General features: G+C 65.3%; 21 protein-coding genes. 8 read left to right on the top strand and 13 right to left on the bottom strand.

Annotation, left to right across the window (positions count from 1 at the left end):
- Window positions 1-3: 3 nt before the first annotated feature.
- From ACZM22_RS03805 to ACZM22_RS03780, 6 genes are all read left to right on the top strand, one after another.
- Complete coding sequence (locus ACZM22_RS03805; protein WP_483267489.1) at window positions 4-492, top strand: YbaK/EbsC family protein; 489 nt, start codon at window positions 4-6, stop codon at window positions 490-492.
- Window positions 492-1,577, top strand: coding sequence for a metallophosphoesterase family protein (locus ACZM22_RS03800; RefSeq protein ID WP_489543173.1), 1,086 nt, complete (start codon window positions 492-494; stop codon window positions 1,575-1,577). Before ACZM22_RS03805 ends, ACZM22_RS03800 begins: the two co-directional genes overlap by 1 nt.
- Window positions 1,574-2,581, top strand: coding sequence for an asparaginase (locus tag ACZM22_RS03795; RefSeq protein ID WP_483267487.1), 1,008 nt, complete (start codon window positions 1,574-1,576; stop codon window positions 2,579-2,581). Before ACZM22_RS03800 ends, ACZM22_RS03795 begins: the two co-directional genes overlap by 4 nt.
- A 94-nt stretch (window positions 2,582-2,675) precedes the next feature.
- On the top strand, window positions 2,676-4,079 hold the full coding sequence (locus tag ACZM22_RS03790; RefSeq protein ID WP_484424041.1) for a spore germination protein: 1,404 nt from the start codon (window positions 2,676-2,678) through the stop codon (window positions 4,077-4,079).
- A 119-nt stretch (window positions 4,080-4,198) separates the two neighbouring features.
- Window positions 4,199-5,227 carry a SpoIVB peptidase gene (spoIVB, locus tag ACZM22_RS03785; RefSeq protein ID WP_484424042.1) on the top strand — a complete coding sequence of 343 codons (1,029 nt, stop codon included), beginning with the start codon at window positions 4,199-4,201 and terminating at the stop codon, window positions 5,225-5,227.
- Between the two features lie 15 nt (window positions 5,228-5,242).
- Window positions 5,243-5,461 carry a hypothetical protein gene (locus ACZM22_RS03780; protein WP_483267484.1) on the top strand — a complete coding sequence of 73 codons (219 nt, stop codon included), beginning with the start codon at window positions 5,243-5,245 and terminating at the stop codon, window positions 5,459-5,461.
- Between the two features lie 50 nt (window positions 5,462-5,511).
- Here ACZM22_RS03780 and ACZM22_RS03775 read toward each other — a convergent pair whose 3' ends face one another.
- The 6 genes from ACZM22_RS03775 to ACZM22_RS03750 are packed head-to-tail and all read right to left on the bottom strand — an operon-like array spanning window position 5,512 to window position 9,553.
- The gene (locus tag ACZM22_RS03775; protein ID WP_484424043.1) at window positions 5,512-6,072 is read right to left on the bottom strand and encodes a histidine phosphatase family protein; all 561 of its coding nucleotides are present in this window, start codon (window positions 6,070-6,072) and stop codon (window positions 5,512-5,514) included.
- Entirely contained in the window at window positions 6,069-6,416 is a 348-nt protein-coding gene (locus ACZM22_RS03770) for a bifunctional adenosylcobinamide kinase/adenosylcobinamide-phosphate guanylyltransferase (protein WP_484424044.1), read from the bottom strand. Before ACZM22_RS03770 ends, ACZM22_RS03775 begins: the two co-directional genes overlap by 4 nt.
- A gap of 6 nt (window positions 6,417-6,422) precedes the next feature.
- Window positions 6,423-7,151: an adenosylcobinamide-GDP ribazoletransferase gene (locus ACZM22_RS03765; RefSeq protein WP_484424045.1), complete on the bottom strand. Its 729-nt coding sequence runs from the start codon at window positions 7,149-7,151 to the stop codon at window positions 6,423-6,425.
- Window positions 7,144-7,683 carry a bifunctional adenosylcobinamide kinase/adenosylcobinamide-phosphate guanylyltransferase gene (locus tag ACZM22_RS03760; RefSeq protein ID WP_484424046.1) on the bottom strand — a complete coding sequence of 180 codons (540 nt, stop codon included), beginning with the start codon at window positions 7,681-7,683 and terminating at the stop codon, window positions 7,144-7,146. The genes ACZM22_RS03765 and ACZM22_RS03760 overlap by 8 nt, the downstream gene beginning before the upstream one ends.
- A complete protein-coding gene (cobT, locus tag ACZM22_RS03755) occupies window positions 7,680-8,783 on the bottom strand; it encodes a nicotinate-nucleotide--dimethylbenzimidazole phosphoribosyltransferase (protein WP_489543172.1) in 1,104 nt (367 codons plus the stop codon). Before cobT ends, ACZM22_RS03760 begins: the two co-directional genes overlap by 4 nt.
- Window positions 8,780-9,553: a sugar phosphate isomerase/epimerase family protein gene (locus ACZM22_RS03750; RefSeq protein ID WP_489543171.1), complete on the bottom strand. Its 774-nt coding sequence runs from the start codon at window positions 9,551-9,553 to the stop codon at window positions 8,780-8,782. Before ACZM22_RS03750 ends, cobT begins: the two co-directional genes overlap by 4 nt.
- Before the next feature lie 159 nt (window positions 9,554-9,712).
- Between ACZM22_RS03750 and ACZM22_RS03745 the strand changes: the two genes are divergently transcribed.
- Window positions 9,713-10,606, top strand: a complete 894-nt coding sequence (locus ACZM22_RS03745) for an energy-coupling factor transporter transmembrane component T (protein ID WP_489543170.1) — start codon at window positions 9,713-9,715, stop codon at window positions 10,604-10,606.
- A gap of 3 nt (window positions 10,607-10,609) precedes the next feature.
- Window positions 10,610-13,252 (top strand): ATP-binding cassette domain-containing protein, encoded by a 2,643-nt coding sequence (locus ACZM22_RS03740; RefSeq protein WP_489543169.1) that lies wholly within the window; start codon window positions 10,610-10,612, stop codon window positions 13,250-13,252.
- A gap of 45 nt (window positions 13,253-13,297) precedes the next feature.
- Here ACZM22_RS03740 and ACZM22_RS03735 read toward each other — a convergent pair whose 3' ends face one another.
- The 7 genes from ACZM22_RS03735 to murG all read right to left on the bottom strand — a co-directional run bounded on the left by ACZM22_RS03735 (window position 13,298) and on the right by murG (window position 21,113).
- Entirely contained in the window at window positions 13,298-14,329 is a 1,032-nt protein-coding gene (locus ACZM22_RS03735) for a calcium/sodium antiporter (protein ID WP_489543168.1), read from the bottom strand.
- A 190-nt stretch (window positions 14,330-14,519) separates the two neighbouring features.
- Window positions 14,520-14,672: a hypothetical protein gene (locus ACZM22_RS03730; protein WP_489543167.1), complete on the bottom strand. Its 153-nt coding sequence runs from the start codon at window positions 14,670-14,672 to the stop codon at window positions 14,520-14,522.
- Between the two features lie 144 nt (window positions 14,673-14,816).
- Window positions 14,817-15,302 carry a GNAT family N-acetyltransferase gene (locus ACZM22_RS03725; RefSeq protein ID WP_489543166.1) on the bottom strand — a complete coding sequence of 162 codons (486 nt, stop codon included), beginning with the start codon at window positions 15,300-15,302 and terminating at the stop codon, window positions 14,817-14,819.
- A gap of 1,340 nt (window positions 15,303-16,642) precedes the next feature.
- Window positions 16,643-17,764, bottom strand: a complete 1,122-nt coding sequence (gene ftsZ / locus ACZM22_RS03720; protein WP_483268954.1) for a cell division protein FtsZ — start codon at window positions 17,762-17,764, stop codon at window positions 16,643-16,645.
- Between the two features lie 140 nt (window positions 17,765-17,904).
- A complete protein-coding gene (locus tag ACZM22_RS03715; RefSeq protein WP_489543165.1) occupies window positions 17,905-18,663 on the bottom strand; it encodes a cell division protein FtsQ/DivIB in 759 nt (252 codons plus the stop codon).
- A gap of 12 nt (window positions 18,664-18,675) precedes the next feature.
- The gene (gene murA / locus ACZM22_RS03710; protein WP_489543164.1) at window positions 18,676-19,932 is read right to left on the bottom strand and encodes a UDP-N-acetylglucosamine 1-carboxyvinyltransferase; all 1,257 of its coding nucleotides are present in this window, start codon (window positions 19,930-19,932) and stop codon (window positions 18,676-18,678) included.
- A gap of 62 nt (window positions 19,933-19,994) precedes the next feature.
- Window positions 19,995-21,113: an undecaprenyldiphospho-muramoylpentapeptide beta-N-acetylglucosaminyltransferase gene (murG, locus tag ACZM22_RS03705; protein ID WP_483268951.1), complete on the bottom strand. Its 1,119-nt coding sequence runs from the start codon at window positions 21,111-21,113 to the stop codon at window positions 19,995-19,997.
- Window positions 21,114-21,218 lie beyond the last annotated feature (105 nt).

The raw sequence follows: 21,218 nt of genomic DNA, 5'->3' as shown, positions 1-21,218 counted from the left end.
ATCATGTCTGTGGAAAAGGTAAGAGCCTATCTGGAGCCCTACGGCGTGGCCGACCGCATCCGTGAATTCGACGTATCCAGCGCCACGGTGGAGCTGGCCGCTCTGGCTGTCGGCGTGGAGGGCGCCCGCATCGCCAAGACCCTGAGCTTCAAGATCGGGGAGGATCCCATTCTGGTGGTGGCCGCCGGCGATGCCAAGGTGGACAACAGCAAGTATAAGCACTTCTTCGGCGTCAAGGCCAAGATGCTCACCGCCGACGAGGCGGTGGCGCGCATCGGCCACGCCGTGGGCGGCGTGTGTCCCTTCGCCCTGCCGGAGGATGTGAAAACCTATCTGGATGTGTCCCTGAAGCGCTTTGACACGGTGTTCCCCGCCGTGGGCAGCGCCGCCAGCGCCATCGAGCTGACCTGTGACGAGCTGGAGCGCTGCTGCGGCAAAAACTTCACCCAGTGGGTGGACGTCTGCAAGGGCTGGCAGCCCGAGGAAGCGTGATGGTCCGCATCCTTCACGCCGGAGACTTCCATCTGGACAGCGCCTTCGGCGCCCTGACGCCGGAGCAGGCCCGCCAGCGCCGTGCCGAGAGCCGCCGCATGCCGGAGCGCATGGTGGACTGGGCCAATGACCACGGCGTGCAGCTCCTGCTGCTGGCAGGCGACCTGTTCGATGGCGACGACCTCAGCGGCGACACCGCCAAGCTGCTGGCCCGCGCTCTGGGCGGCTTTCAGGGGCAGGTGGTCATCGCCCCCGGCAACCACGACCCCTACACGGCCCGCAGTGCCTACGCCCGCACGCTGTGGCCCGACAACGTGCATATCTTCACGGAGGACCGGATGCAGACCATCCCGTTCCCCCAGTACGGCTGTGCCGTCCACGGCGCCGCCTTTACCGCGCCGGAGGAGACGGCTGACCGCGTGCTGTCCGGCTTCACCGCCCCCGACGACGGGCTGGTACATATCGGCCTGCTCCACGGAGAGCTGACCGGCTCTGACAGCCGCTACCGGCCCCTGACCACCGCCGCCGTGGCCGCCTCCGGCCTGCACTATCTGGCCCTTGGCCATGTCCACGGCTGCACCGGCGTCCTGCGGATGGGGAGCGTTCCCTACGCCTACTGCGGCTGCCCCGAGGGACGGGGCTTTGACGAGCTGGGGGACAAGGGCTTCCTCGCCGGTCAGGTGTCGCCGGAGGGCGCAGAGCTGCAATTCGTGCCCTTCGCCCGCCGCCGCTACCGCATCATGGAGGTGGACGTCACCGATGGCGACCCGGCGGCGCTGGTGTCCGCCGCCCTGCCCGCCGGTGCGGAGGAGGATATCTACCGCGTGGTCCTCACCGGCAGCCCCGCCGCACCGGTGTCACCGGAGCGGGTGCAGTCGGCCCTGTCCGGCCGGTGCTGCGCCCTGCAGGTGCGGGACAAGACCACCGCCCGGCAGGAGCTGTGGGACAAGTGCGGCGAGGATACCCTGCGGGGCCTGTTTCTCCAGCAGCTGCGCAGCACCTGCGGCGCGGATCCCCAGTCCCAGCGCCTGATGGAGCAGGCCGCGGCCTTCGGCCTGGCCGCCATCGATGATCGGGAGGTATGACCGTGAAACACATTCTGATGATCGGCACCGGCGGTACCATTGCCTCGGAAAAGACCCCCTCCGGCCTGACGCCGGAGCTGAACACGGAGCAGCTGCTGTCCTTTATCCCCGGCATCGCGGACCTCTGCCATGTGGACTGCCTGCAGCTCTACTCTCTGGACAGCACCAATATCTGTCCCCGCCACTGGCTGGGGCTGGCCGCCGCCATCCGCGACCGCTACGATGACTATGACGGCTTCGTCATCGCCCACGGCACCGACACCATGGCGTATACCGCCGCCGCCCTCAGCTATCTGGTGCAGGGCAGTCCCAAGCCCATCGTGCTCACCGGCGCCCAGAAGCCCATCTGGTTCGACGGCACCGACTCCAAGCGCAACCTCACCGATGCGTTCCTCTACGCCTGCCGCGGCTGCGGCGGCGTCCAGATCGTGTTCAACGGCAAGGTCATTCTGGGCACCCGCGCCCGCAAGACCTGCTCCAAGAGCTACCACGCCTTCTCCAGCGTCAACTACCCTGATCTGGCGGTGGTGCAGGACGGCCGCCTGCTGCAATACATGCGCTGCACCTGCTATCCCCGACCGGTGTTCTACAATACGCTGGACGACCGCGTCAGCCTGCTGAAGCTGATCCCCGGCACATCCAGCCAGCTGATCGACTTCATGCTGGACCGCAGCGACGGCCTCATCATCGAGTCCTTCGGCGTGGGCGGCCTGCCGGAGTATCATGGCAGCGAGTTCTACGATGCGGTGCGCCGCGGCGTGGAGCGGGGCAAGATCGTGGTCATGACCACCCAGGTGCCCAACGAGGGCAGTGACCTGACGGTGTACCATGTGGGCGGACGGCTGAAAAGCACCCTGCGCCTGCTGGAGGCCTACGACATGACCACGGAGTCGGCAGTGGCCAAGCTCATGTGGATCCTGGGCCAGACACGGGACTTCGATGAGGCGGAGCGCCTGTTCTACCGCCCCGTGGCGCGGGACATCCTCTGCGAAAACGAAAGCTGATACCAGAAACGGCGCGTCCGGGACGCGCCGTTTTCGCATATTTTTCCGACTTCTTTCCCATACTATCCAAAAATGTGCGGGGAGGAACCGCGGAATGAAACAGGAATTTTCCGCCAGAACGGCGGCGTTGGATGACCGGCTGGGCGTAGGCCGCTGCTTCGACATGACGGCCCGGGATCTCACCATCGGGGGCCGCCGCGCCCGCCTCTGGGTGGTGAACGGCTACGCCCAGGAGAACATTTTAGAGCGCATGATCGCCCAGTGGCTGTCCCTGCCGGAGCTGACGGCCATCCCCACGTTGGACGCGTTTCTCAGCCGCTGCGTTACCGCCTGCGACGCCGCCGTCTGCCGCAGCAGGGAGGAGGCGGTGCTGGGCGTGTTCTCCGGCAGGACCCTTCTGGTGGTGGACGGCTTCTGCGGCGGCATCCTCATGGATGTCAAGCAGTTCCCCACCCGCTCCATCGAGGAGCCGGACACCAGCCGCGTCCTCCGCGGCAGTCACGACGGCTTCGTGGAGAACCTGATGCAGAACGCGGCCCTGCTGCGCCGCCGCATCCGCGACCCCCGCCTGACGCTGGAGCGGGTGCAGCTGGACAACCGTTCCCGCACCGATGTGGCGCTGTGCTATATGGAGGGCGAGGCCGACCCCGACCTGCTGGCGGAGCTGCGGAAAAAACTGAAAAATATGCAGGTGGGCTCCATCGCCATGAGCCAGGAATCGGTGGCCGAGGCGCTGTCGCCCCGCCAGTTCTGGAATCCGTTTCCGAAAGTCCGCTATACGGAGCGCCCCGACGTGGCCACAGCCTGCATCATGGAAGGCGACGTGGTGCTGATGGTGGACAACTCCCCGTCGGCACTGCTGCTGCCCACCACGCTGCTGCGCTTCACCGAGGAGATCAACGACTACTACTTTCCGCCCCTCATCGGCTCCTATCTTCAAATCGTCCGCATGGTGGTGCTGCTCCTGACGGTGTTCGTCACGCCGGTGTGGTATCTGCTGGTAAAGAACCCCGATTCTCTCCATGAGAACCTGCGCTTCCTGCTGGTGCAGGACGCGTATTACGTCCCCCTTATCATCCAGCTCCTGCTGGTGGAGCTCATTATCGACGTGCTGAAGCTGGCGTCCCTGAACACGCCGGACGTGCTGAGCAACTCCTTCAGCATGATCGGCGCCCTGATATTGGGCGACTTTGCCGTGCAGGCCCGCTGGCTGGTGCCGGAGGTGCTGGTCTACATGGCCTTCGTGGCCATCGCCAACTACGCCCAGCACAGCTACGAGATGGGCTACGCCACCAAGCTCTGCCGCATGCTGCTGCTGATTTTGATCTGGCTTTTCGACCTCTGGGGCTTCCTCGCCGGTATCGTGGGCACACTGACGCTGATGGCCACCACCAAGCCTCTGGTGGGCAAGGGCTACCTCTACCCCCTCATCCCTTTCGACGGAAAAAAGCTCAAGCGCCTTCTGCACCGCGTACCCATCAGCAGGGACAACAGCTGACGGAAAAAATTTCCGGCGCCGCCCTGCCAATTCGCCCTGAATTTACACCGTATGCCTCGCCCCGTTCCGGCACAAAGTAACGCTGTCGCCGGCGACAATTCCACAAAGGGGTGAGACGCTTGTATGAACTGCGAGAAACGCATCCCGCAGGCAGTCTCCGCAAGAGCACTGCAAGGCTGCTTGCTCTGGTATTTACCCTATCCCTCTGTTTCCAGCAGGTCTGGGCCGCACCGGAGGCGCGGACGGTGATCCCGCTGGGCAAGGCGGTGGGCATCAAGCTCTTCGCCGACGGCGCGCTGGTGGTGGGCCTGTCGGAGGACGGCCCTTGTCCCGCCCGGGACTGCGGCCTGAAGGAAGGGGACCTGATCCTCACCATGGGTGACGCCAAGATCACCTCCACGGAGCAGGTTCGCCAAGTCCTGCAGGACAACGGCTGTGAACCTCTGGCACTTACCATCCGCCGCGGCAGCAGGGATCTCCGCGTCACCGCTGTTCCCACACAGGGTGCCGATGGCGCGTGGCAGCTGGGGGCGTGGATACGCGACAGCATGGCCGGTATCGGCACGCTGACGTATTACGATCCCGCCACCGGCAGTTACGGCGCACTGGGCCACGGCATCACCGACGTGGACACGGCGCAGCTGATGCCGCTGGCCTCCGGCTCCATCATGGAGACCACGGTGAAGGCGGTGAAAAAGGGCGCCAGGGGCGACCCCGGCGAGCTGAAGGGCGACTTCTCCGTCCAGCGTGACGTGGGCACCGTCTCTGTCAACAGCGATGGCGGCATTTTCGGCACGGTGGCGGACCCTGATTTTCTCCGGGCGGGCACGCCCGTCCCTGTGGCCACGGCCCGCCAGGTCAAGACCGGACCTGCCACGATTCTGACCACCATCTCCAATGATGACACGGCGGAATACACGGTGCAGATCGTCCGCGTCTTTTCCGGCAGCCAGTCCACCCGCAACCTGCTGCTGCAGGTGACGGACCAGCGCCTGCTGGACGCCACCGGCGGCATCGTGCAGGGCATGAGCGGCAGCCCCATCCTCCAGGACGGACGGATCGTGGGCGCCGTCACCCATGTCCTGCTGAACGACCCCACCCAGGGCTACGGCATTCTCATGGAGAATATGCTGGCCATGGCGGGGTAAAAGGGAGGTGGAGGCATGCAGTCCCTGCTCATTAAGGACACCACCCGGGCACAGCGTGAGGAGATCGTGCGTCGGGCATTGGCGGCCTGCGGCGGCAGCTGCGAGGGCTGCAACGGCTGCGGCAATTCCGGCGGCGGCCGCGTGGACGCCATCTATCAGCCGTATATCGACGGCGAGGTGGAGCTGGCGGACCTGAACGCGGCCTATTCCGAGAGCCGCAAGCTGGTGCGGTAGCAAAAAGGGAGCGGCGGGTCATCCCGCCGCTCCCTTTTTTGCGTTGTGACTTACGGCACCGGACGGTACGATACCGGCTTACCGTCCTCGAACGTCACCTGATAGCCGGTGCCCGGGGCCACCGGATAGTCGTACCGGATGCCGCCGAACCAGTGCATCAGCAGCCCGGCGGTGACGCCGCCGTGAATGACGCATACCGCGTCCTCTCCCGCGTCCAGCACCGGCTGAATGGCCGCCAGATTCCGCGCCAGCACCTGGGGCGCGCTTTCCCCGTTGGGGCAGGCATTGTGCTCCGCGTCCTCACACCACGCCTGAAACGCGGGATCGTCCTTCAGCTCGGCGTAGCTCTTCATCTCAAAATCGCCGAAGTCCATCTCCCGCAGACCGGGCAGCTGCGTGTGGGCCACATCGCCGTACAGTGCGCGGATGGTCTGCTCCGTCCGCAGAAGGCCGCTGGTGTAGTACCGCGCCGCCGTGGGGTACACGCCGGTCTTGGCGCGCTCCGCCAGCATCTCCAGAGAATCCGGCAGGACGGGGATATCCGCCGCCCCGTAGTACAGGTCGTTGCGGCTGCCCTCCGTGTCGCCATGCCGCAGTAATGTCAGCTTCATTTCAATCCCTCCGTCAGCCCGCAGAACACGCGGGTCACATGGTCAGCCCTGCGGGCCAGCTCCTGCATAAACGTACCGTGGCGCTCCCGCCATGCCCGCTCCTCACCGTCCATGGGCACGATGCCGCCGCCGACCTCACGGCAGACCACCACCGCGTTTTCAAACAGCGGCAGATACCGTTCCATGTCCGCCTCCCGGCGGCTCAGCGCCTCCAGATGGCAGTAGCACTTGGCCGCCCGCGGCTCCGACACCGCCAGATCGCACACATCGTCCATGGTCAGACCGTAGTGCGCCAGCGCCCAGGTCAGCTTTCCCTGAAACGCGCCGCCGATCACCAATTCCATATCGCATTACCCTCCTATCGCCAAAACCGCCGCGCCGCACAGCTCGCCCAGCACCAGACCGAAACCGGAGATGTCGCCGGACATGCCGTCGAACTGCCGGAACCCGTGCCACACGGCCAGCCCGTAGCCCACTGCCGCCGCCAGCGGGGCAAAGCTGCCCCACAGCACCGCCGGTACGGCGCACGCCGCCGCCAGCACCGCCGCCGCCACGTACAGCGGCGCGCCGCCGCGCGCCATGGCACTGTACTGACTGGTGCTCATGGGCCGCAGCGACAGCACCGCCACCGCCGCCGCGGCGCGGCTGGCCACAGGGATCAGTGCCAGCGGCAGCAGCGGAACGTCCTCCATAGACAGAAACGCGCTCCACTGAGCCATGGCCAGCAGCACCATGCAGATCACCGCGAAGGCTCCGCAGTGGGAGTCCTTCAGGATGCGCCTCCGCGTCTCCAGATCCCGGCGGGACAGGATGCCGTCGCACACATCCATAAACCCGTCCAGATGCAGAAAGCCCGTCACCAGCCACGGCGCCGCCGCGCCCAGTGCCGCGCCCAGCGGGTGGGGCAGATACCCTGCCAGCCACGCACACAGCGCCCACACAGCACCCACGACGATGCCCACGAAGGGCAGACAGGCCAGCATTTTCCGCCGCGCCGTCTCGCTCCATATTTTTTTCGGGCAGGGGATGGCCAGAAACATCCCCCACGCCATGAAGAACCCGTAAACCCAGTCACGCACGGGGCATTTCCCCCTTCCACACATGGGGCAGCCCCATGGTCATCTCGCACACCACGTCGAACTCCGCCGCCAGCGTCCGGCAGATACCGGCCAGACCAGCGGTGTATGCCGCCGTCCAGGGGTCGTAGTCCTCGCCGCCCTGCCAGATGCCGTCGCACACGCATACGAAGTGGGCGGGCACGCGGCTGATGGCCGCGATCTGCTCCGCTGCCCGCCGTGGCGCACCCATGTCCATGCTGCCGCCCTCAAACATCTGCGCCGCCAGACACGCCGTCACGCTGTCGAACAGTACCGTGCCTTCGGGTCGGACGGTCTCCAGCCCTGCCGTCAGGTCACGCGCCCGCTCGATGGTGGTAAAGCCCCAGCCGTCGCGGTCGGCGATGTGCCGCCGGATGCGGGCCAGATCCTCGCCGTCGTGGGGCTCCATGGTGGCCCAGTAGTACATGGGCCCGCCGCAGGCCAGAGCCCGCGCCATGCGTTGGGCCGTGCTGCTCTTGCCGCTTTTGCAGCCGCCGATAAACAACAGTCTCATGCGCCCTCCACCGTAAAGGCGTCCATCGCCCGTATCTCGTCCAGATAGCCGTCCTCAATGGAAGCCTCGCCGAACGTGGCCATGCCCCGCATGACGCCGCAGGCGCCCTCCAGCACGCGGAACAGCAGGGGACACCCGCTGCCCTCGCCCAGCCGCATCCCCAGACGCAGGCAGGGCTGGAGCCCCAGCGTTTCCGCCGCGATGCGGTAGCCTACCTCGTAGGAGTCGTGGGACAGAAACAGCACATCCCGCACTGCGGGACACAGCCGCACGGCGCACAGCGCCGCCGCGATGGAGATGAACCCGTCCACCGCCGCCGGCACCCGCTCATGGGAGCAGCCTAAAAATGCGCCGGTCATGGCGGCCAGATCCAGCCCGCCCACACCGGCCAGCACGCCGATGACATCGCTTCCGTCGGGCCGGTGCAGCGCCAGCGCCTGCCGCAGCACCTCCTTCTTCCGCAGGAAGCCCTCATCCGTCAGCCCGCCGCCGCGGCCCGTCACGGCCTCGATGTCCGCGCCGGTCAGCGCCGCCAGCACCGCCGCCGATGTGGTGGTGTTGCCGATGCCCATCTCGCCGATGCCCAGCGCCGTCACACCGTCGGCTCTGGCCCGCGCCGCCTGCTCCATGCCTGCGGCCATGGCGTCCAGCACCTGCTGCCGCGTCATGGCGTCCTCACGGGCGATGTCGCCGGTGCCCCGCCGCACCTTGCGGTCCAGCACGCCTACCGGCGGCACGTCGCCGTCGATGCCCACGTCCACCACGCTTACATCGTCGCCGAAGGCCGCTGCCATGGCGGACATACCGGTCTTGCGGAAGGTCATGTTCACCGCCTGCTGCAGCGTCACCGCCGGCGGCGTACAGGATACGCCCTCGGCCACCACACCGTTGTCGGCGGCGAACACCGCCACGCGGCACTTGCCCATGGCGGGGCACACCTGCCCCGTCACGCCTGCCAGCCGGATGGATATCTCCTCCAGCTGCCCCAGACTGCCCGGGGGCTTGGCCAGCTGTGCCTGCCGCCGCCGCGCCGCCTCCATGGCCGCCTCATCTGCGGGCCGTATGGCCTGTATGTACGCCGAAAGCTCTTGCTCTGTCATGCTCGCTCCTCCAGATAGCCCTGCTCCGCCAGCCACGTCAGCGACGGCGCGCAGTCCTGATTCTCAATGGTATATGTCGCCGCCGGACAGACGTCCAGCAGCGTGTCCAGCACCTGTGCCATGGGGATGTCCCCCTGTCCCAGCGGGTCGTGGAGATCCCAGTCCCCCCTGTTGTTGTGCAGGTGTACGTGCTTCAGCCACGGGGCCATGGGACCGATCCACTCCATGGGCGGCGTCCTGCTGACGGAGGTGTTGGCGTGGCCCACGTCCAGACACAGCCCCAGCCGGGGATCGTTCACCTGCTCGGCGATCTGCACCAGCATGTCCGGCCCCGGCTCCATCACGTTCTCCACCGCCAGCACCATGTCCGGCGGTACATCCGCCAGCAGCTCCTTCCAGAATACCGCCGACTGCTCTACGTACCACTCGGGGAAGTACACCAGCGGGATGTAGCCGCCGTGGACCACTATCCGCTTCACGCCCAGCATCCGCGCCGTCCGGATGGTCTGTCGGAACCGCCGCAGCGCCGCCTCCCGCACCAGCGGGTCGATGGCGCAGGGGGCCAGCTCCGCAAAGGGCGCGTGGAGCCACAGACGCTCCACCCCCGCGATCTGCTGCCGTACCAGCTCCATGGCGTCCGGCTGCTCCAGCCGCGGGGCCCAGCAGAACTCCGCGATCTCGAAGCCCAGCCCCCATTTTCCGGCCAGCGCCGCCGCCTGCCCGTCGATGCCGGACAGATGCAGCCTGCCCCGCAGCTCCTTCCGTTCCAAAGCAGCTCCTCCTTACAGATATTTCAAAACGATTATAGCATACTTGCCTGTAAATACAAACCCCCAAAACATCCCTGCCCCGACAGGGATTGACGGATCTCGCCGGAGCCGGTATAATCAAACTGTCTGTGCGCAAAACAGGGGAGGGAGGTGCCACCCGTGCGCGATACGTTTTCCGACTGCCATCCGGCGGTCAATTTTGCCTATTTCGCTCTGGTACTGGCCTTCTCCATGACATTGATGCACCCCGTCTGTCTGCTGATCTCCCTGACCGGCGCCTGCTGCTATCTGGCGCGGCTCCATGGCCTGCGAGAGCTGGGACACAGCGCCCGCTGGCTGGTGCCCATGGCGCTGCTGGCGGCACTGGTGAACCCCGCCTTCGTTCATCAGGGCGTCACCATCCTGACATACCTGCCCTCCGGCAACCCCCTGACGCTGGAGAGCATCCTCTACGGACTGGCCGCGGCGCTGCTGCTGGCCTCGGTGGTGCTGTGGTTCCGCTGCTTCAGCGCCGTCATGACCTCCGATAAATTCATCTATCTCTTTGGCCGCGCCATTCCCGCCCTGTCGCTGGTGCTGAGCATGACGCTGCGCTTCGTGCCCCGCTTCCGCCGCCAGTTCCGCACGGTGACGCAGGCCCAGCGCTTTATGGGACGCGACACGGAAAACGGCAGCCCCCTCCAACGTGCCAGAAACGCCATGAAGGTCTTTTCCATCATGGTCACCTGGAGCCTGGAGAGCGCCATCGACACGGCGGACAGCATGCGCAGCCGCGGCTACGGCCAGCCCGGCCGCACCGCCTTCTCCATCTACCGTCTGGACAGCCGCGACCGGAGCCTTCTCCTGTGGCTGGCCTTCTGCGGCACATACCTGCTGGCGGCCGCCCTGAGCCGCGGCCTGTTCTTCCAGTATTACCCCATGCTGGGGGGCGCGCCCCTGCGCCCCATCACCGTCAGCTTTTACGCGGTATACCTGCTGCTGTGCCTGACGCCCGCACTGCTGTCGTGGGCCTCACAGCGCCGTTTCCGCCGTCTTGAGAAGGGAGGTGCCTGACAAATGAACGAGCTGTTCCGCCTTTCCGGCTTCGGCTTTACCTACCCCCAGCAGCGCCGCCCCGCCCTGACCGGCGTGGACCTCACCATCCGCTCCGGCGAATTCTGGGTGCTGTGCGGCCCCTCCGGCTGCGGCAAATCCACGCTGCTGCGCCAGCTCAAGACCGTCCTGACGCCCCACGGCGTCACCGAGGGCGAGGTGTACTTTCAGGGTACGCCTCTGCGGGATGTCCCCCTGCGGCAGCAGGCGGCGGACATCGGCTTCGTCCTCCAGTCGCCGGAGCATCAGGTGGTGACGGACAAGGTCTGGCACGAGCTGGCCTTCGGACTGGAGAGCCTGGGCTGCGATACCCCGTCCATCCGCCGCCGTGTGGCGGAGATGGCGTCCTTCTTTGGCATTCAGGACTGGTTCCACAAGTCGGTGGATGAGCTGTCCGGCGGCCAGAAGCAGCTGCTGAGTCTGGCCTCCGTCATGGTCATGCAGCCCAAGGTGCTGATTTTGGACGAGCCCACCAGCCAACTGGACCCCATCGCCGCCGCCGATTTTTTGCAGACGCTGGGCCGCATCAACCGCGAGCTGGGCACCACCGTCCTCCTGACGGAGCACCGGCTGGAGGAGGCGCTGCCTCTGGCCACCCACGCCGCCGTGCTGGACGGCGGCCGCCTGCTGTGTACCGGCTCTCCCGCCGAGGTAGGCCGCCGGCTGCGGGGCAGGGGACACGGCATGTTCCTGGCCATGCCCGCCGCCATGCGGATCTGGGCCTCCGTCCACAGCGCCGATCCCGCCCCCGTCACCGTGCGGGAGGGCAGGGACTTCCTGCACCGCTGGGCGTCGCAGCACCCGCTGCTGCCCCTGCCCGAAGCGGAGGCACACCCCCACGGCGGCCCCGTCCTGACGGCGGAGGGCCTCTGGTTCCGCTACCAGCCGGATCTGCCGGACGTGGTGAAGGGCCTGGACCTCACCGTGTATCAGGGAGAACTGCTTGCCTTGCTGGGCGGCAACGGCGCCGGCAAGAGCACCACGCTCCACCTGCTCAGCGGAGCGCTGACGCCCTACCGCGGCACGGTGCAGCGCACCGGCCGTATCGGCGTCCTGCCTCAGGACCCTCAGGCCCTGTTCGTGAAAAAGACCGTCCGCGAGGACCTGTACGAGGCATTTGACGGCCAGAAGCTGGAGACCGCCCTGCGGGAAAAGCGGCTGGAGCAGGCGGTGGCCCTCTGCCGCCTGTCGCCCCTGCTGGACCGCCACCCCTACGACCTCTCCGGCGGAGAGCAGCAGCGCGCCGCACTGTGTAAGGTCCTGCTCCTTGACCCCGGGATATTGCTGCTGGACGAGCCTACCAAGGGCCTTGACGCCCAGTTCAAGCAAGAGCTGGCCGCCATCCTCCGCTCCCTGACAGCGGGCGGCGTCACGGTGGTCATGGTCAGCCACGACGTGGAGTTCTGCGCCCGCTGCGCCCATCGCTGCGCCCTGTTCTTCGACGGCAGCGTGGTGACGGAGGGCGCGCCCCGCCCCTTCTTCTCCGGCAACAGCTTCTATACCACCTCCGCTGACCGCATGGCCCGCGGCCTGTGCGCCGGCGCGGTGACGGCGGAGGATGTCATGGCCGTCATCGGCGGCGACGTGCCGCCGGAGCCGGAGCCCCAGCGGATCTACGCCCCGCTGCCGCCGGTGGCGGAGGAGTCCGCCGCGTGGCAGCCGCCCAGACTGCCTTGGTGGCGAAAGGCGCTGGCCGCCGTGTCGGGCCTTGCGGCGCTGGCCATCTTCTGGCACGCCGCCAAATACACGGACCTGACGGCGCTGGTGGGCGGCGGCGCGGTGTCCGCCGCCGGCTGGTCTGCGGTGGGGGAGTACGCCCTGTTCATCGCGGCTCTGTTCGTCACCGCCGCGGCCATCGGCCGCCGCTCGCCTCCGCCGGTGCAGCTCCAGACGCCGGCACAGAAGCGGAAGCTGTCCCGCCGCACCAGAGCATCCGCCGCCCTGATATTGGTGGGCGTCCCCGCCGTCCTGTTCGTGGGCAGCTGCTACTTTGACCTGAAAAACTATTACCTCATGGCCCTGCTGGTGCTGCTGGCCTGCATGCTGCCCTTCTTCATGGTGTTTGAGGGCCGCAAGCCTCAGGCCCGCGAGCTGGTGATCATCGCCGTCCTCTGCGCTCTGGGTGTGGCGGGCCGCGCCGCCTTCTTCATGCTGCCCCAGTTCAAGCCGGTGCTGGCCCTGACCATCATCTCCGGCGTGGCCTTCGGCGGCGAGACCGGCTTTCTGGTGGGTGCCATGACCATGCTGGCCAGCAACTTCCTGTTCTCTCAGGGGCCCTGGACTCCGTTCCAGATGTTTGCCGCCGGCATCATCGGCTTTCTGGCCGGCGTCCTGTTCCGCAAGGGCTGGCTCCGCCGCAGCCGCGCCGCCCTGTGCGTCTACGGCGCACTGGCCGCCATCCTCATCTACGGCGGCCTGATGAACCCCACCTCCGCCCTGATCTACGGCAGGGAGCTGAACTGGCAGGTGCTGGTGAGCTATTACCTCACCGGCTTCCCCATGGACTGCGTCCACGCCGCCGCCACCGTGCTTTTCCTCTGGGTACTGGCGGAGCCCATGCTGGAAAAGCTGGACCGCATCAAAACGAAATACGGCCTGGTAGAATAAAAAAGAGGTGTGGCAAAAGGCCACACCTCTTTTTTATGAATGCCCTTATGCCACCAGAGCCAGATACCAGTCCAGCCCCGTGGTCACGACCACCAGATAAGCGACGTACACCGCCAGCATCAGCACGCCCTGCCACCGCTGGAACCTCCGGCAGACGATGGTGGGAATGATGGCGATCAGCGTTACCACGATGGCCACGGGGAAGTCCAGATAGATGTTCTGGGCGGATACCGGCAGCTTGCCGCCGTACACGAAGGAACAGACCGCCAGAATGAGGGTGGTGTCGATGACGTTGGCGCCGATGACGTTGCCCACTGACATGGACGACTGCTTCTTGATGAGGGATGTGACAGCCGTCACCAGCTCCGGCAGGGAGGTGCCGATGGCCACGATGGTGACGCCGATGATGGCCTCGGACACGCCCCAGGACGCGGCAATGAGACTGCCGTTGCTCACCAGCAGCTGAGAGCCCACTACGATGCAGGCCGCGCCGCCCACGATGCGCAGAATGTTCAGCACAATGGATTTCCTGTCGCTGGCAGGGGCCTCCTCGGTCTCCTCCGCACCGGCGTCCCGCTTGGCGGAGCGGATGTTCTCCGTGATATACAGCAGGAAGATGAACAGCAGCACCGCCGCCCCCGCAATGGAGAAGCTGCCGCTGCGGGAGAGCAGGAACAGCGCGCACACCGCCGCGATGAGCAGGATGCCCTTGGGCGCGAAGCTCCTTTTGTCCACGGCGATGGGCATGAAGATGATGCTGATGGCCAGGATCATGGCGGTGTTGCAGATGACGGAGCCGATGCCGTTGCCGATGGCCATGCCCACCTTGTCCTGTGACGCCGCGATGTAGTCGCTCACCTGAGACACCAGAATGCCGTGTCCCTCCACGGCGGCGATGGTGGACACGAAGATCTCCGGCAGGGTGGTGGCCACACTGATGATGGTAGCGCCGATGATAAATTTGGGGATGCGGGTGATCTCCGCGGCCCACACGGCGCCGTCCACGAACCAGTCGCCGCCCTTCACGATGAGCACGATGCCCACCGCGAACAGTACATATATCAGAATACTTCCCATACTTTTCCTCCTGAATTCACTTGCCACGGGCACAAAAAAAGCGCATGGCGCGCTGTCCATGCACAAAAAACTGCATGCACAATGCCAAGATCGTACATGAGTCTCATCAATTAAGATATGCCAGGTGCGCAGCACCAGCATGTTGACATACCGCGCCCAACGGCGCCGACTACTCCCTCAATTTAGCTTACTATACCATATTTTCCGAAAAAGTCAACAGGGCATCCGAAAAAGGCAGGAGGGGAGAGGCTTTGCCTCTCCCCTCCTGCCGCGCCAGCCGCTGGCCGAAGAACGTATCGTCGAAGGATCGCTCCGCCGGCGTTCCGAACGGCACATAGTCCATCCGGGACCCGCCCGCGCAGCTGCGGATGCCGCAGCGCCCACGGGTCCGGCAACAGGCGGTGAACCGCCTGCCCGCATACGTCTCCCTGTCCAACGGCCTGACGTCCATCGTCCTACCTTCGTAAATTCGTATCCGTGCGGCCCGTCAGAACGTCAGCCGCATCTGGTGCCACACCACGTTCCCGTGGGTGGACTTCTCGGACACGCCCTCGTCCACGAAGCCGAACCTGGCGTAGTAGTGGATGAGCCGTTCCTTGCACGTCAGCACCAGCCCCTTGCGCCCCTGCTTCCGCGCGTCGTCGATGGTGCGGCGGAGCAGCTCTCCGGCGTAGCCGTGCTGCCGGTACTCGGGCAGCGTGTTGACGCCGAAGATCATCTGCCACGCGCCGTTTTCGTTGTGCAGCGCCGCATTTTCGTACATGTCATCGGTCAGATCCGGCTCGTCCGTGACAAAGCCGTCCACAAAGGCAATGAGCGTGCCGCCGTCGAACATGAGCCAGAAGTGGCCGCTGTAGTACCGGAGCCTCTGGGCGAAGTCCTGTTGGGTGGCCGCCTCTGCCGGCGGGAAACACGCCGCCTCCACCGCGGTCACAGCGGCCAGGTCGGACATATCCGCATATCTGATGTTCATCTGAGAGCCCTCCTGTGTTGATTTTGTGGTTTGCGTCTCCATTCTATCACAGTCCGCCGGAAAACGCCACCCGCTCCCGCGTCCCGCGTTTGACCGCCCCCAATGGGCACACCCCGCCCACACGTATCTCGCCATGTCTCCGGTCGCGCACCCCGTAGGAGCCGGCGTCCCCGACGGCCCGTTTTCCGTTCTCCGATTGCGGGTTGCACCCGCGTCCTGCATTTATGCCTCCGGTGGCCATATTTCTTTCAACAGCGAAAGAAATATGGAAAAGAACGCCGCCAAAAACCATCGGTTTTTGGATTTCCCTTTCGTCCAATTGTAACTGCGGTGCAAAAAGGTTCCGCACCGGATCGCCTGCACTCCTATCCCCGCTGCCGCTCCTGTGTACCGCGCGAAAACTTTCTTCTCTCGCGCCGTACAGGGGAAGTGCTTTACATCCTACATACTTTTATATTCTGCGGCCCGAAGGGCCGCACCTATCTATCACAGCCTGCCGGAAAACGCCACCCGCTCCCGCGTCCCGCGTTTGAACGCCCCAATGGGCACACCTCGCCCACACGTATCTCGCCATGTCTCCGGTCGCGCACCCCGTAGGGGCCGGCGTCCCAGACGGCCCGTTTTCCGTTCTCCGATTGCGGGCTGCACCCGCGTCCTGCATTTGCCTCCGGCGGCCATATTTCTTTCAACAGCGAAAGAAATATGGAAAAGAACGCCGCCAAAAACCGACGGTTTTTGGATTTCCCTTTCGTCCAATTGTGACTGCGGTGCAAAAAGGTTCCGCACCGGATCGCCTGCACTCCTATCCCCGCTGCCGCTCCCGCGTCCGGCGTGTCCGCCAGCGGCGACTATACCGACGCCCACACGTATCTCGCCATGTCTCCGGTCGCGCACCCCGTAGGGGCCGGCGTCCCCGACGGCCCGTTTTCCGTTCTCCGATTGCGGGCTGCACCCGCGTCCTGCATGTATGCCTCCGGCGGCCATATTTCTTTCAACAGCGAAAGAAATATGGAAAAGAACGCCGCCAAAAACCGACGGTTTTTGGATTTCCCTTTCGTCCAATTGTAACTGCGGTGCAAAAAGGTTCCGCACCGGATCGCCTGCACTCCTATCTCCGCTGCCGCTCCTGCGTACGGCGCGAAAACTTTCTTCTCTCGCGCCGTACAGGGGAAGTGCTTTACATCCTACATGCTTTTATATTCTGCGGCCCGAAGGGCCGCACCTATGCCGCTGTTGGCAAAAGCGGGTCGCTCCGGAGAGCGAAATGTCCCCGCCCCGCGCCTCCGCACAAAACGATACCCCTCCGGCTCTGCCGGAGGGGTATCGCAGTTCACATGATCTCAAAACTTGTCTTTGTTGAAGATGCGCAGGATCTCGTCGAAGGACTTATCCATCTCGTCCTGGGCCTGCTCGCCCTTCACCTCATCCAGCGGCTGCAGCACGGGCTTCTTCTCCGCCTGTGCCTGCGCAGTCCCGCCATTGGAGGTGATGCGCGCCTCCTGCTGCTCCTCGTCGAAGCCGGTGGCGATGACGGTGACACGGATCTCGTCGTCCAGCGTCTCGTCAAACGTGGCGCCGAAGATGGTGAGCGCGTCGGGATGCACGGCCTGCTGCACCAGCGTGGCCGCCTGCTCCACCTCCTCCAGACCGATGTCCATGGAACCGGTGACATTGATGAGCACGCCCTTGGCGCCGTTGATGGAGGTCTCCAGCAGGGGGGAGGAGATCGCCATACGCGCGGCCTCCTCGGCCTTGCCCTTGCCGGCCGCACGGCCCACGCCCATGTGGGCCAGACCCGCATCCTTCATGATGGCCGTCACATCGGCGAAGTCCAGGTTGATGAAGCCGGTGTCGCGGATCAGATCGGAGATGGACTGCACCGCCTGGCGCAGCACGTCGTCGGCGATCGCAAACGCGTTGGCGAACGTGATCTTCTGGTCGGTGGCGTACTTCAGCCGCTCGTTGGGGATGATGACCAGCGAGTCCACCTTGCTGCGCAGCTCCTCGATGCCCTGCTCGGCCTGGGCCATACGCTTCCGCCCCTCAAAGCCGAAGGGCTTGGTCACCACACCCACGGTGAGGACGCCCGCCTCCCGGGCGATCTCCGCCACCACGGGAGCCGCACCGGTGCCGGTGCCGCCGCCCATACCGGCGGTGATGAACACCATGTCGGTGCTCTCCAGCGCCTTGGCCATCTGGTTGCGGCTCTCCTCCGCGGCCTTGCGGCCCACCTCAGGGTTGGAGCCTGCGCCCTTGCCGCCGGTGAGCTTCTCACCGATCTGGATCTTATAGTTCGCGCTGGAAGCGTTCAGCGCCTGCTTGTCCGTATTCACTGCCACAAAGTCCACGCCCTGGGCGCCGGAGCGCACCATGCGGTTGACCACGTTATTGCCGCCGCCGCCGACGCCGACCACTTTGATGCTGACGACGTTTTCCGGACCGGTCTCCAATCCAAAAGCCATGTTGGTTCCTCCTGCCACAATTTGTATCGAAAAGACAGTTTCTCTGTGCGTAATTCTATATCTTGTGCTATAACTTATATTCTATTACGGAATGATAGACCCGTCAAGTGTTCCTGCGGAATTTGTCCATCTTTTTCCCATCAGGAGGGGATAAAGCTGGCCTTCCCGTCCTGCGTCATATCGATGGTGCCCTTTTCATTGGCCTCCAGCTTCTCCACCACTGCCGCCAGATAGTCCAGCTTGTAGTTGAAGTCGGCATCCCACAGGAATTCCACCTGGAACCGCCCCATGTACTGCATGGTGATGCGCGCCGCATCGGACAGATCGATGACCTGCACTTCGTGCAGCATCCCCTTATCGTCCAGCAGCACCAGCATGCTCAGCAGCTGATCCAGCACGGCCTGCTGCGTGGCGGAGGCCCGTGCTTCGCTGCCTACCTGGGGATTCAGCAGCGTCAGCCCCTCGATCTGGATGTACTGGCTCCATTTGGCGGCGCTGACAGTATCCACGATGTTGCCCCTGTCGCACAGGAGATACACCGTGCCGTCCTGCTTGATGGCCACAGGGTCGCGGCACTCCGTGACCTGCACCACCAGCTTGCTGGGCAGCACCCGCCGGAACTGCACCGTTTCCACGTAGGGCAGCTGCTGGCGGATGCGCGCCGCCGCATCGTACTTGTTCAGGAAAAACAGGTTGTCGCCCGCCTTGATCTGGGCCGCCGCGGCGATCTGCTCGTTGGAATAGCGGCTGTTGCCGCTGATCTCAATGTCATCGATCCTGAAGAACATGGCCAGCGCAAGGCCGATGGCGCCGCAGATCAGCACGAAGGCCAGCAGCTTGTAGAGGAAAGCAAAGCTCCCTTTCCGCCGTTTGCGATTGTACCGTCTGCGTCGCGCCATGCCTGAAACTCCTTACTCCGTATTCTGCCGGACCCGTGCGCCCAGCCCTGCCAGATCGCCGGCCAGGTCCGCGTAGCCTCGCTGTATATGCCTGCACTGATGGACGGCGGAGCACCCCTCCGCCTGTAAGGCCGCGATGACCAGCGCCGCCCCGCCCCGCAGGTCGGCGGCAAACACATCGGCGGCGTGGAGCCGCTCCACCCCGCATACCACGGCCACCCGCCCCTCCACGCGGATGTCAGCGCCCATGCGCTGCATCTCCGCCGCGTGGCGGTAGCGGCTCTCGAAAATGTTTTCCACAAATACTGTGGTGCCCCGGCTCCGCAGCAGCGCCGCCATCAGGACGGCCTGGCAGTCGGTGGGGAACCCCGGATAGGGCGCGGTCCGCACCGGCGTCACCGCCTGTAACCGCCCCTCGCTGCGCAGCCGGATGTCCGTCTCGCCGCAGTCGATCCGGCACCCCGCCTGCTGTAAGGCGGTGGTCACCGTGGCCAGATGCCGGTAGTCCGTCCCCCGCAGCAGGATGTCCCCGCCGCAGGCCGCCGCCGCGCATAGATAGGTGGCCGTCACGATCCGGTCGGGTATGACCCGATGGACGCACCCGTGCAGAGGCCTGCGCCCCTCCACCGTGATGACGGACCCACCCGCGCCCCGCACCTCCGCGCCGCAGGCGCACAGGAAGTCCTGCAGATCCGCGATCTCCGGCTCCCGCGCCGCGTTGGTGATGACCGTGACGCCCTCGGCGCCGCAGGCCGCCAGTATGGCGTTCTCCGTGGCGCCCACGCTGGGGATGGCCAGCACGATCTGTCCGCCCCTGAGATGCCTGCCCTGACAGTACAGCTTACCGCCGCTTTCCTCGATGGAAGCGCCCAGCGTCCTGAGCGCCGCCAGGTGCAGGTCGATGGGCCGCGGCCCCAGCTCGCAGCCTCCGGGATAGCTGAGCTCCGCCCAGCCGCATCGGGCCAGAATGGCCCCCAGAAAAATGACGGATGACCGCATCCGCCGCATCAGCGTCTGGGGGATGTCGCATCGGGTCAGCACACTGCTGTCCACCAGCAGATCCCCGTCCTCCCAGTCCGCTCTGCATCCTAAGTACCGCAGGATATCCGCCGCTGCGTCCACGTCGCTCAGACGCGGACACCGCCGGATGCGGCATGCCCCGCCGCACAGCAGCGTGGCCGCCAGAACAGGCAGTACGCTGTTCTTGGCTCCCTGCACCACCGTCTCGCCGCTGAGCCGGTGGCCGCCCTCAATGGTGATCGACCCCATAAAACCCCTCCCGCCCTTTGATACGCCATTGTATGAAAGGACGGGCTGCGGGTGTGCATGCCCTACCGGACCAGAGCCATCACCGTGTCATAAATACGCTCCGCGGCGTCAGGGATGCCCAGCTGGGCCATGCCCTGCTTCATCCGCGCCTGCGTCTCGGGGCTGCGGAGGATGTCCGCCGCCGCGTCGTACAGCGCCGCGCCATTGGCCTCGCTCTCCAGCAGGACCCTGGCTCCGCCGTGGGCCTCCAGCAGCCGTGCGTTCTTCTCCTGATGGTTGTTGGTGACGTAGGGGGAGGGTACCATGATGGCCGGCATCCCCAGCGCCGTCAGCTCACTGATGGTGGACGCGCCCGCGCGGCAGATGACCAGATCCGCCGCCCGCATCACCGTGGCCATGTTGTAGATGTACTGCCGCACATCCAGATCGGGGCACAGCGCCAGCTCCCGCTGCCGCAGGGCCGTTTCCATGGTCTCCCAGCCGCTCTTGCCCACCGCGTGGACGTGGTGGAAGGGGAAGCCGTTCTCCCGTTCCTTTTCGAACATATCCAGCATGGCTTCGTTCATGTGGCTGGCGCCCAGACTTCCCCAAAAGGATACCACAACCGGCCGCCCGTCGTCAAAGGCCAGATTCTGCCGCGCCTCCAGAGGCGTTTTCTCGAAGAAGTCGCCCCGCACCGGCGTACCCGTCACCATGATGCGCTCAGGGTGCCGGTAATGCTGGCGGCAGTCCTCAAATCCCACCATGATCACATCGGCATACTCCTCCAGCATGCGGGTGGTGAGCCCGGGCACCGAGTTGCTCTCGTGTACCGCCGTGGGGATGTGGGCCCGGGCCGCCGCCTTCACCATGGGAAAGCTGGCGTAGCCGCCGGTGCCCACCACCAGATCGGGCCTGAACTCCCGCAGGATGGCCTTGGCCGCAGGCCCCGAACGGGCCAGCGCCCCTGCGGCGTGAAGATTGTGGCGCATGGCCTCCGGCCGCATGGACCGGCGGAAGCTGTCCACCTCCACGGCGGCGTAGTCGTAGCCCGCCTTGGCCACCAGCTCCCGCTCCATGCCGTCGGGGGTGCCCACGAACAGCACGGCGGTCTGGGGGTCACGCTGCCGCATGAGCCCCGCCAGCGCCAGCGCCGGGTTTACATGTCCTGCGGTGCCCCCGCAGGTGAAAATGACTCTCATCCTGAAAACTCCGTTTCTGCTTCGATGTTTTGCTTTATTTTGCGCATTTTATAGCGGTTTTCTATCCGTAGGAGCCGGCGTTCCCGACGGCCCGTTGCTCGTTCC

The organism is Vescimonas sp., assembly GCF_057856985.1.
This window is presented reverse-complemented; position numbering and strand designations above follow the sequence as displayed.